This is a genomic window from Amycolatopsis sp. NPDC051128, from assembly GCF_040682715.1.
Taxonomy (GTDB): domain Bacteria; phylum Actinomycetota; class Actinomycetes; order Mycobacteriales; family Pseudonocardiaceae; genus Amycolatopsis.
On sequence record NZ_JBFBBN010000003.1, the window covers coordinates 1 to 17,584 of the forward strand.

14 protein-coding genes and 1 pseudogene are annotated in these 17,584 nt (G+C 70.6%); 7 read left to right on the forward strand and 8 right to left on the reverse strand.

The window, feature by feature from the left end; genetic code table 11:
* The 3 genes and pseudogenes from AB0M82_RS04055 to AB0M82_RS04065 form a co-directional block, all read right to left on the reverse strand.
* Positions 1-378: pseudogene (locus AB0M82_RS04055) on the reverse strand (glycosyltransferase family 2 protein); the annotation flags it as partial.
* A gap of 2 nt (positions 379-380) precedes the next feature.
* Complete coding sequence (locus tag AB0M82_RS04060; protein WP_364717540.1) at positions 381-1,892, reverse strand: hypothetical protein; 1,512 nt, start codon at positions 1,890-1,892, stop codon at positions 381-383.
* Positions 1,889-3,409, reverse strand: coding sequence for a hypothetical protein (locus AB0M82_RS04065; RefSeq protein WP_364717542.1), 1,521 nt, complete (start codon positions 3,407-3,409; stop codon positions 1,889-1,891). The genes AB0M82_RS04060 and AB0M82_RS04065 overlap by 4 nt, the downstream gene beginning before the upstream one ends.
* Before the next feature lie 383 nt (positions 3,410-3,792).
* Between AB0M82_RS04065 and AB0M82_RS04070 the strand changes: the two genes are divergently transcribed.
* The 3 genes from AB0M82_RS04070 (at position 3,793) to AB0M82_RS04080 (ending at position 6,888) form a co-directional block, all read left to right on the forward strand.
* Positions 3,793-4,749: a helix-turn-helix domain-containing protein gene (locus tag AB0M82_RS04070; RefSeq protein ID WP_364717544.1), complete on the forward strand. Its 957-nt coding sequence runs from the start codon at positions 3,793-3,795 to the stop codon at positions 4,747-4,749.
* Positions 4,750-4,831: 82 nt separating this feature from the next.
* On the forward strand, positions 4,832-5,824 hold the full coding sequence (locus AB0M82_RS04075; RefSeq protein ID WP_364717545.1) for a carbon-nitrogen hydrolase family protein: 993 nt from the start codon (positions 4,832-4,834) through the stop codon (positions 5,822-5,824).
* Positions 5,825-5,838: 14 nt separating this feature from the next.
* Positions 5,839-6,888: a phenylacetaldoxime dehydratase family protein gene (locus AB0M82_RS04080; RefSeq protein ID WP_364717547.1), complete on the forward strand. Its 1,050-nt coding sequence runs from the start codon at positions 5,839-5,841 to the stop codon at positions 6,886-6,888.
* An 801-nt stretch (positions 6,889-7,689) separates the two neighbouring features.
* On the opposite strand, the gene AB0M82_RS04085 is transcribed toward AB0M82_RS04080, so the two are convergent.
* Genes AB0M82_RS04085 through AB0M82_RS04100 form a run of 4 tightly spaced genes read right to left on the reverse strand, consistent with a single transcriptional unit; the run spans position 7,690 to position 11,089 of the window.
* The gene (locus AB0M82_RS04085; RefSeq protein ID WP_364717548.1) at positions 7,690-8,157 is read right to left on the reverse strand and encodes a hypothetical protein; all 468 of its coding nucleotides are present in this window, start codon (positions 8,155-8,157) and stop codon (positions 7,690-7,692) included.
* 5 nt (positions 8,158-8,162) lie between these two features.
* A complete protein-coding gene (locus AB0M82_RS04090) occupies positions 8,163-10,571 on the reverse strand; it encodes a hypothetical protein (protein ID WP_364717550.1) in 2,409 nt (802 codons plus the stop codon).
* Between the two features lie 22 nt (positions 10,572-10,593).
* A complete protein-coding gene (locus AB0M82_RS04095; protein ID WP_364717552.1) occupies positions 10,594-10,797 on the reverse strand; it encodes a hypothetical protein in 204 nt (67 codons plus the stop codon).
* A gap of 49 nt (positions 10,798-10,846) precedes the next feature.
* Positions 10,847-11,089, reverse strand: a complete 243-nt coding sequence (locus AB0M82_RS04100; RefSeq protein ID WP_364717554.1) for a hypothetical protein — start codon at positions 11,087-11,089, stop codon at positions 10,847-10,849.
* A gap of 385 nt (positions 11,090-11,474) precedes the next feature.
* On the opposite strand from AB0M82_RS04100, the gene AB0M82_RS04105 reads away from it, so the two are divergent.
* From AB0M82_RS04105 to AB0M82_RS04120, 4 genes are read left to right on the forward strand one after another with little or no spacing between them, the layout of a single operon-like run.
* A complete protein-coding gene (locus AB0M82_RS04105; protein WP_364717556.1) occupies positions 11,475-11,960 on the forward strand; it encodes a GNAT family N-acetyltransferase in 486 nt (161 codons plus the stop codon).
* Positions 11,957-12,880: an amino acid ABC transporter permease gene (locus AB0M82_RS04110; RefSeq protein ID WP_364717557.1), complete on the forward strand. Its 924-nt coding sequence runs from the start codon at positions 11,957-11,959 to the stop codon at positions 12,878-12,880. The genes AB0M82_RS04105 and AB0M82_RS04110 overlap by 4 nt, the downstream gene beginning before the upstream one ends.
* Entirely contained in the window at positions 12,877-13,644 is a 768-nt protein-coding gene (locus AB0M82_RS04115) for an amino acid ABC transporter ATP-binding protein (RefSeq protein ID WP_364717558.1), read from the forward strand. Before AB0M82_RS04110 ends, AB0M82_RS04115 begins: the two co-directional genes overlap by 4 nt.
* A gap of 8 nt (positions 13,645-13,652) precedes the next feature.
* Complete coding sequence (locus AB0M82_RS04120) at positions 13,653-14,591, forward strand: ABC transporter substrate-binding protein (RefSeq protein ID WP_364717559.1); 939 nt, start codon at positions 13,653-13,655, stop codon at positions 14,589-14,591.
* A 7-nt stretch (positions 14,592-14,598) separates the two neighbouring features.
* Here the strand turns inward: AB0M82_RS04120 and AB0M82_RS04125 are convergent, their stop codons facing one another.
* A complete protein-coding gene (locus tag AB0M82_RS04125; protein WP_364717561.1) occupies positions 14,599-17,472 on the reverse strand; it encodes an AAA family ATPase in 2,874 nt (957 codons plus the stop codon).
* Between the last annotated feature and the right edge of the window lie 112 nt (positions 17,473-17,584).

Genomic DNA, 17,584 nt, shown 5'->3' on the forward strand with positions numbered 1-17,584 from the left:
GTCGAGCCAGAGCGCGCCGCCGTCGTAGAACTTGTCCAGCTTCCCGGTCAGCGTCACCTTCGCCTGCTTGGCGTCGGTGACCAGCTCGGCCGCGATCACGCGGGGTTCGCCCTCGACGTCGGAGGCGCCCATGGACAGCTGGCCGGTGCCGGTGACGACGGCCTCGACCGAGACCTCGGTCACGGTCGTCCACCGCTGCCAGTAACTGGCCGGGAACCGGCCGAAGTAGGTGTTGCCCGACACCTTCGAAGCGGGCTCGACCGTGATCGCCGCACGTTCCCGCACGGCCGAACCCCACTCCAGCTCGGCGTAGAGGTCCTTGCTGACGATCGGCGCCGGACCAGCGTAAAGCCCGCGCTGTGCGGTGAGGTCGGTCATCTTCAAGCTCCGCTTCCGTTGCCCCGGACGAGATACAGCTGCTGGGTGCCGGCCCACGGCGACGTCAGCGTCCACCTGCCCAGCGCACCGGGCGGCGGATCGCCGCGCACCAGGGCGTAGTCGGTGACGATCGGCCGGTCGCCGAAGTCGAAGAACCGGAAGTTGACGTCGACCAGCGCCCGGCCGAGCGCGCCGAGGTGGGCCTCGCGCTCGGTGATGGCCGGCCCGACGGCGCCGCGGTCGTCGAACAGGTCGACGATCGCGCAGCCGCAGCTGTAGGCCAGCACACCGATCTCACCGCCGCTGCGCACGGTGCCGCCGCCGACCAGCCGGCCCAGCTCCGGTCCGATCCGCTCGTAGTCCGCGGTCGCGTCGTGGTTGGACATCAGCGGCGCGAACCGCCGCGGCAGGCCACCGGCCGCGTAGGCGCCGACGCCGGCCACCAGGACGCCCGCGACCGCGACGGCGGCCGCCACTCGGGCCGGCACGCGCACCGCGGCCGCCGCGACGGCGGCGAGGAACAGCGTCGCCGCGACCAGGCTCGGCCCGTAGTACCAGTGGTACGGCGGGACGTGCAGCCGCGTGTAGGCGAGGTAGTGGGCGATTCCCGCGGGCACCAGTGGGGCGAACGGCCGCACCCGGGCCCACAGCGGACCTCTCCGGGCCGCGTCCGCCACGCAGAGCGCGAAGGCGACAAGGGCGAGCGCGGCCGGGAGGAACGACGCGACCGTCGCCCACGGGAAGACGTCCGCGTAGAGCGCGGGGCCGTTGCCGAAATCCCATGGCCCCCAGGACTTCTGCAGCGTCTTGATGATCACCGTGTCCGGCACCGCCGACCCGAGCACCACCCAGCTGAAGGAGAACCAGGGGAGCGCGACCGCCACGGCTGCGAGCACCGACTGCCACGCCTTCTCCCAGAACCGCCGCCGCAGCGCGAAGAGCACCAGCGCGACCACGACCAGATCGAGGCGGACGAGGGCGAGCAGCCCGGTCAGGACGCCGACGGCGACCGGCCGCCGTTCCCCCGCGAAGACCAGGAGCCAGGCGATGCCGGCCGCGCCGAGCTCGACCTCGAGCCCGATCGACGACAGCAGCAGGGGGTTCACCGTCAACAGGGCGACGGCGGCCGGCGCTAACCAGGACGGTAGCCCCGCCCGGTAGCCGGCCCGGCGCAGCGCGAGGACGAGCGCGACCTGGCACAGCACGAACAGCGCGCCGGCCGCGAGCACCGCGTCGCGCAGGACCAGGGTCAGGGTGGCGAGGAGCAGGACGTTCAGCGGCGACGTCGCGGTGTTCGACGTCTCCGCCGAGATCAGTCCCCAATGCCCGTGGAAGGCGAGGTTGCGCGCGTAGGCCAGCGTGATGAACGTGTCGTCGACGAGGTGCGGGCGCACCACCGCGAAGACGAGGGCGGACACCACGGCCACGGCGCCGGGAAGCACCCAGCGGCGCGGCCGGGACTCCGGGGCCGCGATCGCCCGTGCCGTTTGGTCCTGCCGCTGCGCCACGGTCACGGTTCGCGGGTGAGGATGAAGTGGCCGACGCCCTTCGCCGCCGACTGCACTTGCCAGCTGTCCGGCCCGGTGGCCGGACCCGAGGCGTACTGCAGCCGGTAGTCCGGTTTGCGCGGGGTGATCGAGCGATCCAGCCAGTGGTAGTTCACCCGCAGCGCGAGGCTCATCAGCGGGTTCGCCGTCGCGATCCGCTGCTCGATCAGCTCCTTGGCGTGGCCGCGGTCGGAGAACTCGTCGATGATGGCGCACTCGCAGTAGTACGCGAGGGTGCCGATCTCCCCGGGACTGGCCACGCTCGCGCCGTCGAGCCGCGCGCCCAGCGCCGTGCCGACGCGCGCGTAGTCCTGCGCGCTGGCCCAGTTCCCGAAGATGACCGGCGACTTCCACGGCAGACCCTGCGCGGCGTCGACGGCCGCCGCGCCGAGAACCAGCACCCCGGTCAGCCCGAGCGCCAGCAGCGGGGGACCGGTGCGCAGCGCCGGCCGTTCGCGTGCTTGGCTGAACCAGACACCGAAGGCCGCGACGGCGAACGTGCCCACCGCGGTCGTCGGAGCCACGTAGTACCAGTGGAACGGGCCGACGCCGATGAACGAATAGGCGACGAAGTAGAGGATCCCGCCGGCGCCGAGCGCCGCGACCGGGCCGAGCGCGGGGAACTCCGGCCAGCGCACGGAGAACCGCGCCGCGGCCCACCCGGCGAGCGCGACTGCGCCGAGCAGTGCTGGGACGAACGTCACCAGCACGGTGACCGGCCAGCCGAGGTAGTACATCACCGGCCCGGTGCTGTAGGTCCACGGCGCGAACAGCCCCACCTGCGTCTGCTTGATCGCCAGCGTGTCGGGCACGAACGAGCCGAAGGCGACCCAGCTCACGACGAACCACGGCGCGGCGGTCAGCACCGCGAAGCCGGCCGCGGGCAGCAGCCGCCGCCGGATCGCGGGCGCGCTGAGCGCGATCACCAGCACGAACACGACGAGGTCCAGCCGGGTGAGGACGGTGAGCCCCGCGGTGACGCCGAACAGGATCGGCCGTCCTTCGAGCGCGAAGACCGTCAGCACCAGCAGGACGGCGGGGATCAACAGGACTTCGAGACCGATGGCGGACAGTACGAACGGGTTGACCAGGACCAGTGCGACACCGAGCACCCCGGCCGCGGGCGGTAGCGCCAGCGTCCGCCCGAGGCGCTGCCATGCCCAGCCGAGCGCGCCGCCGCACAGGACCGTCAGGATCCCGAGCGCCACGACGGGGTGCGGGTCGCCGGCCACCCGGGTCACCAGCGTCAGCGCGGCGAGGAGCACGATGTTCAGCGGTGACGTCGCGGAGTTCGCCGGCGAGCCGGGAATGATGCCCCACTCGCCGTGCACGGCCAGGTTCTTCGCGTAGGCGAGCGTGATGTAGCCGTCGTCGGTGAGACTGCCCCGCACCACCAGGAAAAGTGCGGCGCTCAGCACCACGCCGAAGACGGGCAGCCACCGCCCTCGCGCATTCACCTGCTCCGCGTTCCTTTCCGGAAGCACCTGTTCACCCTGTGGAAACGCCACCGGCGCCGGATCCGTCATCTGCCCGATCGACATGTCCCGGGGACCGTAGTGACGATTCATTACAGCGGTGCTACGTCTCGGTTATGTCCGCCGGCCCTGTGGAACATCACCCGATGGTAGAACGGCCGGGGTGATCCCACAGTGTGACCGAGCTCCACTGTGGACGTCTTCGGCCGGGGGTTCGCAACGCACCCGTCCGGCCAGCCGGGTGACTTGGCGACCCACTCCTGAATTCGGTCTGGGCTCCGCGGTGTATAACGGCCTATGCAGTAGGTCGACGGTGCCACCTAGTCACCGGGCCGCCGGCATCGCGTACCTTCGCTGGACAGCGCGCGCGTCGCATGGTGATACTTCGTGGCGTGCCCGCAGCTTTGAACAGAGGTGCTTACGCGGAGCTGACGACCTCATTGGTGCCGGCTCGGGACGCGTTCGCCTACTGGCGGGAGATGATCTGCGCGACGTTCGTGCGGCTGGTCGCCGAGCCGGTGGCCGACGCCGGGTTCACCGGGCGAATTGAGCACGTCGCGGTCGGTGACCTCGAACTGTCGACGGTGGTGGCGGGCAGCCAGCACGTGCGGCGCACTAGCTCGCTCATCGCAGACAGTGACGAGGAGTACCTCCTGGCGAGCATCCAGGTGCGGGGCCGGGGCCGGGTCGAGCAGGACGGCCGGACGGCGTTGCTCTCGCCGGGGGACCTGGCGTTCTACGACAGCACGCGGCCCTACACGCTGCATTTCGACGACCCGTTCCACCAGCTGGTGGTGCAGGTGCCGAAGCGTGAGCTGCTGGTGCGGGACACCAGGCAGCTGACCGCGCGGACGTGCGGGCGCGGTAGTCCGGGTGCGGTGGTGTCGACCTTCTTCACGTCGTTGGCCGAGACGGCGAAGACGACCCCGGAACACACCTCGCTGCTGCTGCCACACGCGCTGGGCCTGCTGTCGGCGACGGCGTCGTTCGCCGGAAATGCCCGGCCGGGTCCGGATGCTGTGGAGGAGATGGCGCGGGCGCGCGTGCTGGCGTTCCTGCGCCGCCATCTGGCCGATCCCCGGCTGGACGCGGACGCCGTCGCCCAGGGTTGCCACGTCTCGCGTCGCACCCTGTACCGGATCGTGGGTGCGGAGGGCGTCGCCGCGCCGTTGCGCCGGATGCGGATCGACCACGCCCAGGCGATCCTTCTCGCCGAGCCGGAGCGGACGATCGGGTCGGTCGCGTCGGCGTGCGGGTTCGACAGCGAGTCCGGGTTCCACCGGGCGTTCCGCACGGTCACCGGCCGGTCGCCGGGTGAGTACCGGCGGAGTGGCACGCCGGGTCGGTGACCGCGGCACGATCGGTCAGCCGGGCACGGCGCTGCGGACGCATCGTGAGAGGCCATCAGCACTTTCACGAAGGAGCCCGGCGATGCAGGAAACCGTTCGTGTGGCGGCCGTCCAGGCCGAGTCCGCCTGGCTGGATCTGGCCGCGGGCATCGAAAAGGTGGTCGGCCTGATCGGTGAGGCGGCGGCAGGCGGCGCGCGTCTGGTGGCGTTTCCCGAGACCTTCCTGCCGGGGTACCCGTGGTGGATCTGGCTGGATTCCCCGGCGGCGGGCATGGCGTTCGTCCCGCGCTATGCGGCGAATTCGATGACCCGGGACGGCGCGGAAATGGACCGCATCCGCCGTGCCGCGGCCGAGCACCGGATTCACGTCGTGGTCGGTTTCAGCGAACGGTCCGGCGGCAGCTTGTACATGGCGCAGGCATTCATCGCCGACACGGGTGAGCTGATCTCGGTGCGCCGCAAGCTCAAGCCGACCCACGTGGAGCGTTCGGTGTTCGGCGAGGGCGACGGAAGTGATCTGCAGGTTCACGAAACCGCGCTCGGCAGGCTCGGCGCGTTGAACTGCTGGGAACATCTGCAGCCGTTGACGAAGTACGCGATGTACAGCCAGGGAGAGGAAATCCACGTCGCCGCGTGGCCCAGCTTCTCCGTCTACCGTGGTGCCGCACAGGCCCTGGGGCCCGAGGTCAACACCGCGGCCAGCCTGATGTACGCGGTGGAGGGGCAGACGTTCGTCGTCGCTCCCTGCGCCGTGATCGGGCAGGCCGGGATCGAGCAGTTCTGCGACACCGACCTGAAGCGGCAGCTGCTGCAGCCCGGCGGCGGGTTCGCCCGGATCTACGGCCCCGAAGGTTCGCCTCTGGCCGAACCGCTGCCCGAGACCGAGGAAGGCATCCTCTACGCCGACCTGCACCGCGACCTGATCGCGATCGCCAAGTCCGCGGCGGACCCCGTTGGGCACTACTCGCGTCCGGACGTGCTGCGGCTGCTCGTCAACCGCAACCCCGCCCCGGCGGTGGTGGAGGCTCCTGCGGAGGAGCAGCCCGCCGCCGTCGAGTTCGCGCCGATCGCCTGAGTGGAGGGGAGACCATGGAATCCGCGATTCCCGCGCACCTGGTGACGGAACGGACCGAACCGGTCGCGCATCCACCCGGCTGGCAGCCACCCTATCCGTCCTTTGTGGCCCGGTTCGCGCCGTCGGTGACGCAGGTGGCGATGGCGTACTTCGGCGTGCAGTACCGCGCGGGCAGCGAACCGCCGATCGTCCGGACCGCACTGGCCGGCATCGACGCGGCGTGCGCGGACGGTCCGGGCCACGTCGACCGGGCGCGGTACGTCGACGAAGCCGGCTACGAAACGATCGTGCGCATCGCTTACTGGGACGACGTCAGCGAGCACGAGCGCTGGTTCGCCACGGCTCGGGAGTTGTGGCTGTCCGACCGGCACTCGTGCGACGAAGCCGGGTTCTTCGTGGAAGTGTTGCGTCCCTCGACATCGCGGTTCGAGACGTTGTTCTCCAACGACCGGATCGAAGGCGTCGCCCACCTCGCCGGCACGCTCAGCGGCGAGGTGCGGGAGCACGCGTACTGGGGCGGCGCCCGCGACCGGATCCCGCTCGCCCAGCGGGATGCGCTCGAGCCCGCCGCCCCGCCGGTCGTCGTCGACGACGGGGTACGGCGGGTGGTGCGAGGACAGCACAACCTGTGCCTGATCCGCTCGGGCCAGGACTGGACCGACACCGACGGCGACGAGCGGCGCATGTACCTGGAGGAGGTCGAACCCGTCCTGCGCGCAGGCATGGACTTCCTGCGCGAGGACGGGAACGCCGTCGGCTGCTACGCCAACCGCTACCTTCGGCTGGTCGACGAAGACGGCAACACCTTGGACAAGAGCTTCGGCATGAGCTGGTGGCGCAGCCTCGCCGACCTCGACCGGTGGGCCAAGGACCATCCCACCCACAAGGCCATCTTCGGTCAGGCCATGAAGTACCTGTCCACGCTCGGCCCCGCCGCGCGCCTGCGGCTGTACCACGAGGTCACCGTGGCGGCCGCCGACGAGCAGTACTTCGAGTACCTCGGCTGCCACCCCGGTACCGGCATGCTCCGCGCCGCGGCGCTCGACCAGGCCGGCGCCCGGTGACCCGAAGTCCGGCGCGCGCCGGCTACCGGCCACCGTAGGCTGCGTTCACGGGCGAGCTGCCGGCGGTGACCGAGCGGCTGGTCGTGCGCCGGTTCACCGCCGCGGACGCGACCGCGTTCGCCGCCTACCACCCGGGCAGGTCAAACAGCTACTGACCGTGGACTATCCCGACGCCGAGACCTGGGCTGATTTCCGCCATCGCGATCGCCTCCGGCGGTCTGCTGAGTCTTGCCGGGGCCACAAGAGTCTTCATCGTTCGAGGGTCCGGTCCGGTGACCTGCGGGAAGTCTCAATCGCTCACGGGCGGGAGAGTCAACTTGGGTTGACGGCTGGCCGGGCCTGGGACGCAGCAGGGGAGTGTCCAGGATCCGCCTGGTAGCGGTGCCGGCGCGGCCAAGTGAGGCGAGCACGGACCGCTCGTTGTGCTGGGAGCTTACGGACGTTGCCTGGCGTGATGATGACCGCGGAACCGGATCACCGTCAGACGATAGTGGTCTCCCGTTAACTGTATAACGCCCTATGCAGTGGTGGGTGAGGTGCACCAGAATCGCCACCAGCTCGAAGAATCCCAGTGATCCATCTGTCTATTATGGACGACACGTCGACCGAGGATCACGCAAAATGCGCCAGAGCCCTTCGACCTGGCAGGCGACACACCCAGCACCACCCGTGGCCGGCCGCCGTCCGGCAGAGCGATGCGGGCAACGCGGACGCCTGGTTCGACTTCGGGTTGCGGCACCTGCTCGACGGCCTCCTGAACCGCCGGTGTGGCCGGTCTGAACCTCGGGCACCGGAGTCGGGTCACTCGGTGCTTCGTGGCCGAGTCATCGCGGCGCGTGCTCGTACGCGAAGATCGGTCCAGGCACCGATGAACCCGTCGAGGCTGACGGTCACGCCTCTACCGGTCAAGGGGGCGAACTCGGCCGGCGCGGTGCGGCCGGGGTGGAACCGGACCGTCACGATGTCGCCGGTTCGGCGCAGCGCGAGGCGGAGTTCCGTGCCCTGAGCGGCGAAGTACAGGTCCGCTTCCCCGCCGTCGACGGCCAGCGCGGTGAACACCGTGTCCAGGTGCTGGTAGGGGTAGGGAAGGTCGTCCAGGTCGAGCCGGATCGCGAGGTCGCCGAAGTGGAGTGTCAGCGGGCCTTCGTACTCGGCCACGAACCGGAACAACGCGCGCATTTCCTCGCTCCACAGCGCGACGTCGTCTTCGTGGTACGCGCGTGGGGTCCCGCGCGGCTCCCAGTCGGCGGTGATCGAGAAGGGCACCATCGAGGTCACAGTATCGGGAAGCTGGACTCGATCGACCCGTCGGCCAAGCGCACCACCCTGACGCGTTGCACGTCGCTGACGACGCTGCCGTCCGGCTGGAAAACCCGGCCCACCGCGCGGAACATGTCGACGTCGTGGGCGCCGGGGGTCGCCGGCGCGCGTCGCTCTGCCTCGACGATCAGGGCGTTGTCGTAAAACTGGCCGTCAGGCACCCGGCGGCCGCTCTTGCGCACGCTCATCGCCCGGTTCCGGAAGTCGTTGCTGTCGAGGTGGGCGCCGTGCTCGCGGTAGGAGTGTCCGTAGGAGGGCGACGCCGGATCGCCCCACCGGCCCGGGAAACCGTGCCCCGGAACGTCTGTCAGCGGAGCGAGCACCTTGGGCACCGAAGACCGGTCAACCGCCGATTCGCGGAGCAGCTTGCGCAGATGGGCTGCGGTGCTCGCTCCGGACACCCGCGAGATCGCGGTATCGAGGTCGGCCCGCCCGGCGTGGAAGTGTTCCTTCAAGAGCAGCTCGTCGGTGGCGTTGAGATTGCGCAGCCGTGCGAGCAGGCTCTGGATGGTTTGCACCTGCGCCGTCGTGGCCGTCGTCGGGATGCACGGACTCGCGCACCGGGTCAGGACGTCGCGCACCCGCGGATCCATCTCCCGGAACTGGCGGCGCAGGTCGGGGCGCTCCCGGAGCAGCGCCTGCGTCTCTTCGTTGAGGGACTGCTCCCAGGGGCTCAGCGTCGCCTCCAGCGGCGCCCGCTCGGCCTTGGGGGCTTCGCGCATCGCTTGCCGCATGGCCTGTTCCTCGCTCAGTGCGGGGTTGGCGGCACGGATCCGCTCCGAGCGGGCTCGCAGTGCGCGGACGCCTCTCGCCACGCCCATCGTGGCCAGCTGAAGGAGGATCTGAGACCCACCCGCGGCGAGCACCCTGGCCATCCGGCCGGCCGCGTGCTGCATCGCGACGGCGGTGCGCGCGGCCAGCACATCGCGGAACGCGTCGCCCAGCTCGACGAGCTGGCTCAGTACGTCTGCGCCGAGCTTCACCATGAGGTAGACGTCGACCGCGACATCGACGAACGGGATCATCTGCAGCACGACGATGACGGCGAGTTCCTTGAGGATCTCCGGTCCGTTCGCGATCAGCCCGTCCAGGACCTCGCCCATCGCCCCGCCCGCGTACCCGGCGGCCAGCAACCAGCGGAACGCCATCGCGACCCGCTCGCCGTCGCCCGCCCCGCCGATCCGCGCGTCCGTGGCGGCCAACGCCGTGTCGAACAGGTCCGAACCCTGCGACCAGCCACTGAGAATGCCCAGCAGCGCCGACAACCCGCCGCCCATGCCGGCGAGCAGTGCGGCGTCGGCCAGCCCCAGCGACTCGGTCTGGATGGCCTGCAGCTCGGCCTCCGACATGGCGAGCCGCTCGGCGGACCGCGTCGGCAGGTCACGCAGGATCCGCTGCTTGTTCTGGACGAAGTCCTGGTAATCGTGGAATTTCGGGACGTACGTGCCGTCGGCGACCGCTTCGGCCACCTGGTTCACAATGCCTTCCCACGTGAGGGCGAAGTTCCCGTAGAACCGCAGCTGGGCCCAGCGGGCCGTGGCACGGGCGAAGTCACCGACAGCCTCGCCCGCGGGCAGCTGGGCGTGCGCGAGGCGCAGCCCGAAACGGCTCAGCCCGGCCAGCTCCGCCAGGGGAACCGGGAGTCCCTTGTCCACCAGCCGTGGCGGCAGCTCGTTCGCCTGGGTGGTGAGTGCCGCGAGCTTCGGCTGCAGCTCGGCGAGGGCGGCTGCCGGATCGATGCCGAGGGTGAGCGCGGCGTGGACCCGGCCAGACCAGGTGAGCGGAAAACCCTTCGGCGTCGTCGCCATGGCCAGCTCGGCGCCGGCCGGCCCCAACGCGGTGAGCGTGTCCATTTCGGTTCTGGCCAGCTGACGCGCCCGGTCGATGAACTCGTCGACCTGCGCCGGCGTCTCGAACCTCGGATGCGCCCGAAAGCGCAGCAACAGCGACGCGCGATTGGCGTTGGCCCGCAAGCCGAGGTCGCCGTCCTGCTCGGCGTCCCTCGTCACGGCCTCGATCTCGCGCTCGAGCTTCGCGACCAGCGAAGGATCGCCTTCCGACGCTTCGCCGTCGCGCTGGACCTCCGGTACGCGCTGCGCGGACAGCTCGTCTTCGTTCTTCTCCGCGCACGCCGAGCAGTCGGTACACCCCGGCCCACACGCACGCTGCAGGTCGGCCGGCGGCCCGCCGATCATCCGCGACACGACCGCGTTCCCCACGGACCGCTGCAGCCCGACGACGGCGGCCGAACCGAGAGCGAGCGGCTGCGAGGACAGGAAGGTGTGCTGCGACCGGGCCCGGCGTTCACCCGGGCCCGGCTTGGAGGCACCCCTCAGCGCGGAGGAGTGCTGCTCGTGATGCACCAGCGGTCGCCTTCGTCGAGCATCACTCCAGTGTCCACCAGACGGCCGAGGGCCGGATGCCCTTTCGGGCAGCGCCGCGGGCAGCGAACCGGCCCCGTACGGCCGGTGTGAATGCGGCAGCGGATGTCGCCACTCGCTGGCCTTCGGGGGTGAGGACGTAGGTGTGGGTGTGTTCGATCCGGTGGATGAGGCCTTTGAAACGGAGGCGGCGCAGGTCGTAGGTCATCTGGCTGGTGGTGTAGGGCTCGCCGGAGCTGTTGCGATACTCCGCCCTTTCATCTGCCCCGGGGGTGTGGTGACAACGACGCCTCGTCGAAGGGTGCGCTGGCCATTGACACAGTTTCGTGCGGCCGGTTCTGTGTGTGGTACAGCTTGAGCGTCCACTGCCAGGTGTCATGGGCCTGGTCCGCGTCGCCGAGGGCGAGGTAGGTGTCGCCGAGGCGCTCCAGTGTGTCCGCTTCGTCGTAGCTGCAACCCAGTTCGCGGTAGAGCACGAGTGCCTGCCGATAGTGCCTCACCGCCGTCGTGTGCCTGCCCGAGCTGTGCTCCAGGTAGCCCGCCGCGGGGCGGCAGCGGCGAGTCGTCGAAGGTGAACCCGGCCCGTTCGGCGGTGGCGACGACATCCGCCAACGCCCCGGGAGACAGCCGGTCCGGTGTGGTGCCGTCGTCATCCAGCTCCACGGCGACGTGCAGGCTGCCAGAAGTCATGCCTTCACAGTTATCCGGTGCACAGCCCTGACGCACGCAGGTTCAGGATGTGGACCACGCCGCCGGGTGCGTCGTCCAGGATCTGGAATCCGCGCTCGGCTCGTTGACCGGACTCGGCCCGCTTCCTAAGGTTCTTCAGTATCAGCGGAAAGCGCCCGCGCTTTCTTCCCTTTCCTTTTCCGGAACAGGTACCCCATGCCCGAGTCCGTCTGGGTCGCCCAGTCTGATCCGCGGGTCCGGCCACTGCTCGCCGACCTGGCCCGCGAGTATTCGTCGCGCTACCACCGTGTGCTCAGCGACGTCCACTTCGAACTTCGTGAGTATCCGCCCGAACGGTTCACTCCGCCACACGGCGGATTGTTGCTGCTCCTGACGGACGGCGCCGCGGTCGCGGGCGGAGCCTTCCAGCGCTACGACCAAGAAACCGCTGAACTCAAGCGCGTCTGGACCCATCGAGCGCACCGAGGCCGCGGCCTCGGGCGCCGCGTCGTCGCCGAGCTGGAGGCCGAAGCCGACCGTCGTGGGTACACCCGGATCTTCCTCACCACCGGCCCGAACCAACCCGAGGCCTGCGGACTCTACCTGGCCACCGGCTATACGCCGCACTTCGACGTCCACGCGGTGCCCCGGACGCGGTTGCCCTTCTCGAAGGTACTTCCCGCCGCAGTGGGGGCGAGATGACCAGCGATCTCGAAGCGCGGCCGGCGCCCGCCGCGGCGCCGGAAGAAGCGCTGAAGATCGTTCCCGCACGCCATCCGCTGACCTGGATCGCCGCCGCCGTCGTGGCGGTTCTCATCGCGATGGCAGGCCACGCCCTGGTGACCAACAAGGCGTTCGACTGGCCGACGTTCACGCGCTTCGTCATCCAGAAATCGATCTTGGAAGCCATCGCCCTGACCCTCGAACTGACGTTGTTCGGCGTCGTGGCCGGATTCCTCCTCGGCACCGTGCTGGCGTTGCTGCGCATTTCCCGGAACCCGCTGCTGCGCGCGGTCAGCTGGACCTACACGTGGATCTTCCGGTCGGTGCCGCTCATTCTCCAGCTGCTCTTCTGGTACAACCTCGCGATCCTCTACAACGAGATCTCCTTCGGCATCCCGTTCGGGCCGTCGTTCGTCTCGGTCGGGACGATGAGCCTGATCCCCCCGTTCCTGGCTGCCGGCCTCGGGCTCGCCCTGCACCAAGGGGCCTACGCGGCGGAGATCGTGCGCGCCGGATTCCTGTCGGTGGACGCGGGGCAGCGCGAAGCCGCCGCGGCGCTGGGTATCCCGGCCGGGCGGCAGTTCCGCCGGGTCGTACTCCCGCAGGCGATGCGCACGATCGTGCCGACCGCGGCCAACGAGATCGTCGGGTTGCTGAAGGCGACGTCGCAGGTATACGTGATGGCGTTGCCGGAGCTCTTCTACCAGGTCCAGGTGATCTACACGCGCAGCGGCCGGGTGATCCCGCTGCTGCTGGTGGCCACCGCGTGGTACCTCGCGCTGACCACCGTGCTGTCCATCGCGCAGTTCTCCGTCGAACGCCACTTCGGCCGCGGCACCCAGCGCACCCTGCCGCCGACGCCGCTGCAGCGCCTGCGTGCGGCTTGGAGGCGGGGGTGACCGCGAATTTCATGGTGGACGTCCGTGGCGTCTCCAAGAGCTTCGGAGCACTGACCGTCCTGGACGGCGTCGATCTTCAGGTGCGTCAGGGAGAAGTGACCGTCCTGCTGGGGCCATCCGGATCCGGGAAGTCGACACTGCTACGGCTGATCAACCACCTCGAGCGCGCCGACCGTGGCTTCATCAGCGTCGGTGGCGAGCTGATGGGCTACCGGCGGTCCGGGAACCGGCTGCACGAGCTCAAGGAACGCGAAATCCTCAAGCAACGCACCCGGATCGGTTTCGTCTTCCAGAACTTCAACCTGTTCGGGCACCTGACCGTGCTCGAGAACATCGTCGAGGCCCCGATCTCTGCGCAACGACGTCCTCGCGCCGAAGCCGAGGCCAAGGCACGCGAGCTGCTGGCCCGGGTCGGCCTCGAAGACAAGGCGGCCGAGTATCCGCGGCGGCTGTCCGGCGGCCAGCAGCAGCGGGTCGCGATCGCGCGGGCGCTGGCCCTCGAACCGGACGTCCTGCTCTTCGACGAACCCACCTCGGCGCTCGACCCCGAGCTGGTCGGGGAGGTCCTCGCGGTCATCCGCGACCTGGCGAGGACCGGCACGACCATGGTCGTCGTCACGCACGAGCTGGGCTTCGCCCGCGAAGCCGCCGACACCGTGGTGTTCCTCGACGAAGGCCGCGTGGTCGAACAGGGCCCGCCCGCCGACGTCCTCGACAACCCGCGTCACGCCCGCACCCGGGCCTTCGTCGACAATGTCCTTTGAGGAGAGTCATGAGACTGAAAACCCTTCTGCTGGCTTCTGTGTTCGCGCTGGCCGCGTGCGGCAGCCCGGAGGCGGCGACCAACACCCCGGCGGACCGGCCGGGCGGGGTCGACATCACCGCGAACCAGAACCGGATCCGGGCGCAGCAGGTCGACGCGATCGCCGCACTGGTCCCGGCCGGCATTCGCGCCCGCGGCACCCTCGTCGTGGGGACCACCGGCAACGGCACGCCGCCGTTGTCGTTTCGCGCGGACGACGACAAGACGGTGATCGGCGTCGAGCCCGACCTCGCCCAGCTGGTCGCCGACGTGCTCGGCCTCAAGCTCGACCTGCGGGCGTCGTCGTGGGAGAACCTGTTCCTGTCGGTGGATAACCGGCAGTTCGACGCCGGGTTCTCCAACATCACGGTGACCGAGGAACGCAAGGACAAGTACGACTTCGCGACCTACCGCAAGGACACGATCGCGTTCGAGGTGAAGAACGAGAAGAACATCTCGGTACGCGAGCCGAAGGACATCGCCGGGCTCACCATTGGCGTCGGCGCCGGGACCAACCAGGAACAGATCCTGCTGCGCTGGGACGAGCAGAACAAGGCCGCCGGCCTGGCGCCGGTGAAGTTCCAGTACTACCAGGTGACCTCCGATTACTACCTCGCGCTGCAGTCCGGCCGCATCGACGCCTATGTCGGCCCGAATCCGACCTCGGCCTACCACGTGGCCGTGGAGGGCAAGACGAAGATCGTCGGCACGGTCTCGGGCGGCGGCACGATCCCGGCGGACATCGCGGCGATGACCAAGAAGGACGACGGCCTGGTGAAGGCCCTGCAGCAGGCCCTGGACACGGTCATCAAGAACGGGCAGTACGCCGAGGTCCTCAACCGCTGGAACCTGACGTCGGAGGCGCTGCCGGGCTCGGAGATCAATCCCCGGGGCCTGCCCCGGAAGTGAGCCGGCCTCAGCGGCTGATCGTGGCCGCGTAGTCGAACAGCGTCACCCGGTCGGGAAGCTTCGTCTTCGCCATCAGGCTGGAGACGTGCTTCTCGACCGTTTTCGGCGAGATGAGCAGGCGGCGGGCGATGTCGGTGTTGCCGAGCCGGTGCGCGAGCAGCCGGAACACGTCGTACTCGCGGACCGTCACACCGGCGTCGCGCAGCTCGCGTGGGAGCCGGTGCAGTCCCGGCCGTCGCTGCCGGACGGACTCCCCGGCTCGCCGCAGGAGAGTGCGGCACGCGCCGGCCACCGCGGGGATCGCGGCGTCGTGGAAGTACTCTTCCGCGGCGCGCAGCCACGTCACCGGGTCACCCCAGCCGTCGGCGAGCGCGGCTTCGGCGACCAGGCGCGCGCCGAGGTGCCCCGCCATCCGGTACGGCAGCGCCGCTTCCCGGGCTTCCTTCGCCGCGCTTTCCGCCCGGGCGATGTCGCCGTGGCGGCCGTGGAGCACCGCCTCCGCGAGGGCCGCGAACTGCCGGTTCCAGCGGAACCCGTGGTCACCGGCCGCGGCCGCGCGGACCGGCTCATCCGCTCCGAGGTCGCCGGCGAGGGCGTCGAGCAGCAGCTCGAGCCCGTGTCGCCCGGCCAGTGGCGAACCGCCGGGCTCCTGGACTCGCGCGAGCTTCAGGTCCCGTCGGGCTCTGTCGCGGTCCTCCTCCAGCAAGGCACAGAACGCCTGGGCCAGGCCGAGGCACAGAGCGAGATCCGGGTGACAGTCGCCGCCCGCGGCGCGGAAGTCGCCGATCGCCTCCGCCATGCCTGTCCGGTCGGCCTGGTGGGCCGCGCAGACCGCGCGAACGACGTGCGTACGCCGGAGCACGGCGTCGAGCGGGTGGTGCGCGGTCAGCGCCGTCAGCCGCTCTCCGGCAGCGCGGTACTCCCCGCGGAGCACCAACCCGTGCAGGACGGTTTCGGCTTCGGCCATTTGTGCCGCCGGAACCGCACCACCGCGTTCCGCCTGTTCGCGGGCCAGCACCAGCCCGCCGGTGTCACCTTCGGCCAATGCCGCGTGCTCGCCCAGCCGTAGCAGGACGTGGTTGCGCCACAACGGGATCCGGTGGCTCTCGGTCAGCTGCCGCGCCCGTTCCAGGTGGTCGCGTGCCTCCGCCGGGTCACGGGTGAGAGCGGCGAGCCCCAGCAGCGCTTGCACGGTGGCGATCGGGTCGTCGGTTCGCTCGGCATGTTCCAGCGCCGCCGCGGCGAGCCGCCCGGCTTCGCCCGTCCGGCCCGGCGCATCGAGCAGGAGCAGGGCGTGGACGGCATCGACCGCGGCGCGCTGCCGTTCGCCGCCGGGGCCGAGCCGGGTGTGAGCCGCGGTCACCTGGGCGAGCCCGTCATCGGTCCGGCCGGCGAGGTGCGCGGCCCAGGACAGCCGAGCGTGCAGTACCGCGGCCCGGTCGAACAGTCCGATCTCGGAGAACCGGCCGGCCAGCGCGAACGCGCGGTCGGTCCGCCCGGTCTCACCGAGTACGTACACCAGCGATTCGAGGACGGCTCCCCGCAACGGCAGGTCGGGACTGTCGGTCAACAGCGCGTCGGCCTGCTTCAGCAGCGTGACCGCGGTGTCGGCGGCCGCCGCCGCGAGCGCCCGGTGCCCGGCGTCGGCGAACAGCCGGCCGGCGGCGGCCCGGTCGCCGGCGAGCTCCCGCAGCCGCGCGGCTCGGACGCACCAGTCGCCGGGCAGGCCGGGATACAGCAGCTCCGCCGTGTCGGCGGCCAGCCGGGCGAGCTCGGCGCGCCGGGTGGGGCCCAGCCGGGCGAGCACCGCTTCGGCCGTCAGCGGGTGCCCGAAGACGTACCAGCCGAACGCCGCCGGATCCGGTTCGACGAGCTGCGCGTCGACGGCGGCGCCGAGGAACGCCGCCAGGGTCCGGTCGTCGGCGCCGGCGATCCGCTGTACGACCGGCGCGGGGAACCGGGGGCCGAGGACCGCCGCGGCGGCCAGCAGGTCCACACCGGGGGCCCCGAGCTTGGCCGTCCGCGCCGCGATGCCACTGACCAGGGCGGCGGGCACGGTGCCGGCCATCCGCTCGGCCAGGTGCCAGCCATCGGGCCGTTCGGTCAGGACGCGGCCGTGGACCAGTTCATGCAGCAGCTCCTCGACGAGGAAGGGGATCCCGGAACTGAGCTGCCACAGGGGCGTGGCCGTCCCGGGCGGCACGCACTCGCGGTTCGTGCCGAGGCACGCCGCGACCATGCCGCGGACGTCGTCGCGGCCCAGTCTGCGCAGTGTGCGCAGCGAACAGACGCCGTGCCGTGCCGCGGACCGGGCGATGTCGCAGGCGGCGGAGGTGTCGTCGCGGATCGTGCCGATCAGCAGCACCCGGGCCGCGCCCAGGTTGTTGACGAGATACTCGAGCACGAACAGCGTTTCCGCGTCGGCGTCGTGGAGGTCGTCCAGCACCAGCACACAGCCGCCGGCCCGGCCCACGGCAGTCAGCAGCCGCAGCACCGCCTCGGCGACCACCAGCAGCGGCGGCGCCGGTTCGTCCGCCGCACTCCCACGCCAGTCCGGCACGAGCACGCCCAACGCCGGCCGATACGGGCCGAGATCACCGACGTCCACCGGTTCGGCGTCCCTCGCCAACGAAAGCAGCGCTTCGGCCAGCGGGCGGAACGGCACCACCGGGCCGACGGCGCTGCCGTGGCCGCGCAGCACCCGCGCGCCCCGCCCGGCGGCCCGGGCCGCCAGCTCCCGCGCGAGGCGGGACTTCCCGATACCGCTTTCCCCTACGAGGAAGACGGCGTCGCCGTGCCCCGCCAGCGCACGGTCGAGGGCCTTGACCAGTTCCCGCAGGTCACCGTCGCGGCCGACCAGCACCGGCGAGCGGATCAGCATGCCGGGAAAGAGTCGTGCTTGTCGGAATAATCGTATTCACTCATCCAATTCGTCCCCCAGCTCTCCGGCCCCTCCGGAGCGGCGCTTCCTGGATACACGACGGCCGTCGCAC

Coding starts and splice junctions, on each gene's coding strand:
- AB0M82_RS04095 (WP_364717552.1), bottom strand. CDS start 10,797: ATGACCTACGACCTGCGCCGCCTCCGTTTCAAAGGCCTCATCCACCGG.
- AB0M82_RS04125 (WP_364717561.1), bottom strand. CDS start 17,472: ATGCTGATCCGCTCGCCGGTGCTGGTCGGCCGCGACGGTGACCTGCGG.
- AB0M82_RS04105 (WP_364717556.1), top strand. CDS start 11,475: ATGCCCGAGTCCGTCTGGGTCGCCCAGTCTGATCCGCGGGTCCGGCCA.
- AB0M82_RS04110 (WP_364717557.1), top strand. CDS start 11,957: ATGACCAGCGATCTCGAAGCGCGGCCGGCGCCCGCCGCGGCGCCGGAA.
- AB0M82_RS04075 (WP_364717545.1), top strand. CDS start 4,832: ATGCAGGAAACCGTTCGTGTGGCGGCCGTCCAGGCCGAGTCCGCCTGG.
- AB0M82_RS04085 (WP_364717548.1), bottom strand. CDS start 8,157: ATGGTGCCCTTCTCGATCACCGCCGACTGGGAGCCGCGCGGGACCCCA.
- AB0M82_RS04120 (WP_364717559.1), top strand. CDS start 13,653: ATGAGACTGAAAACCCTTCTGCTGGCTTCTGTGTTCGCGCTGGCCGCG.
- AB0M82_RS04080 (WP_364717547.1), top strand. CDS start 5,839: ATGGAATCCGCGATTCCCGCGCACCTGGTGACGGAACGGACCGAACCG.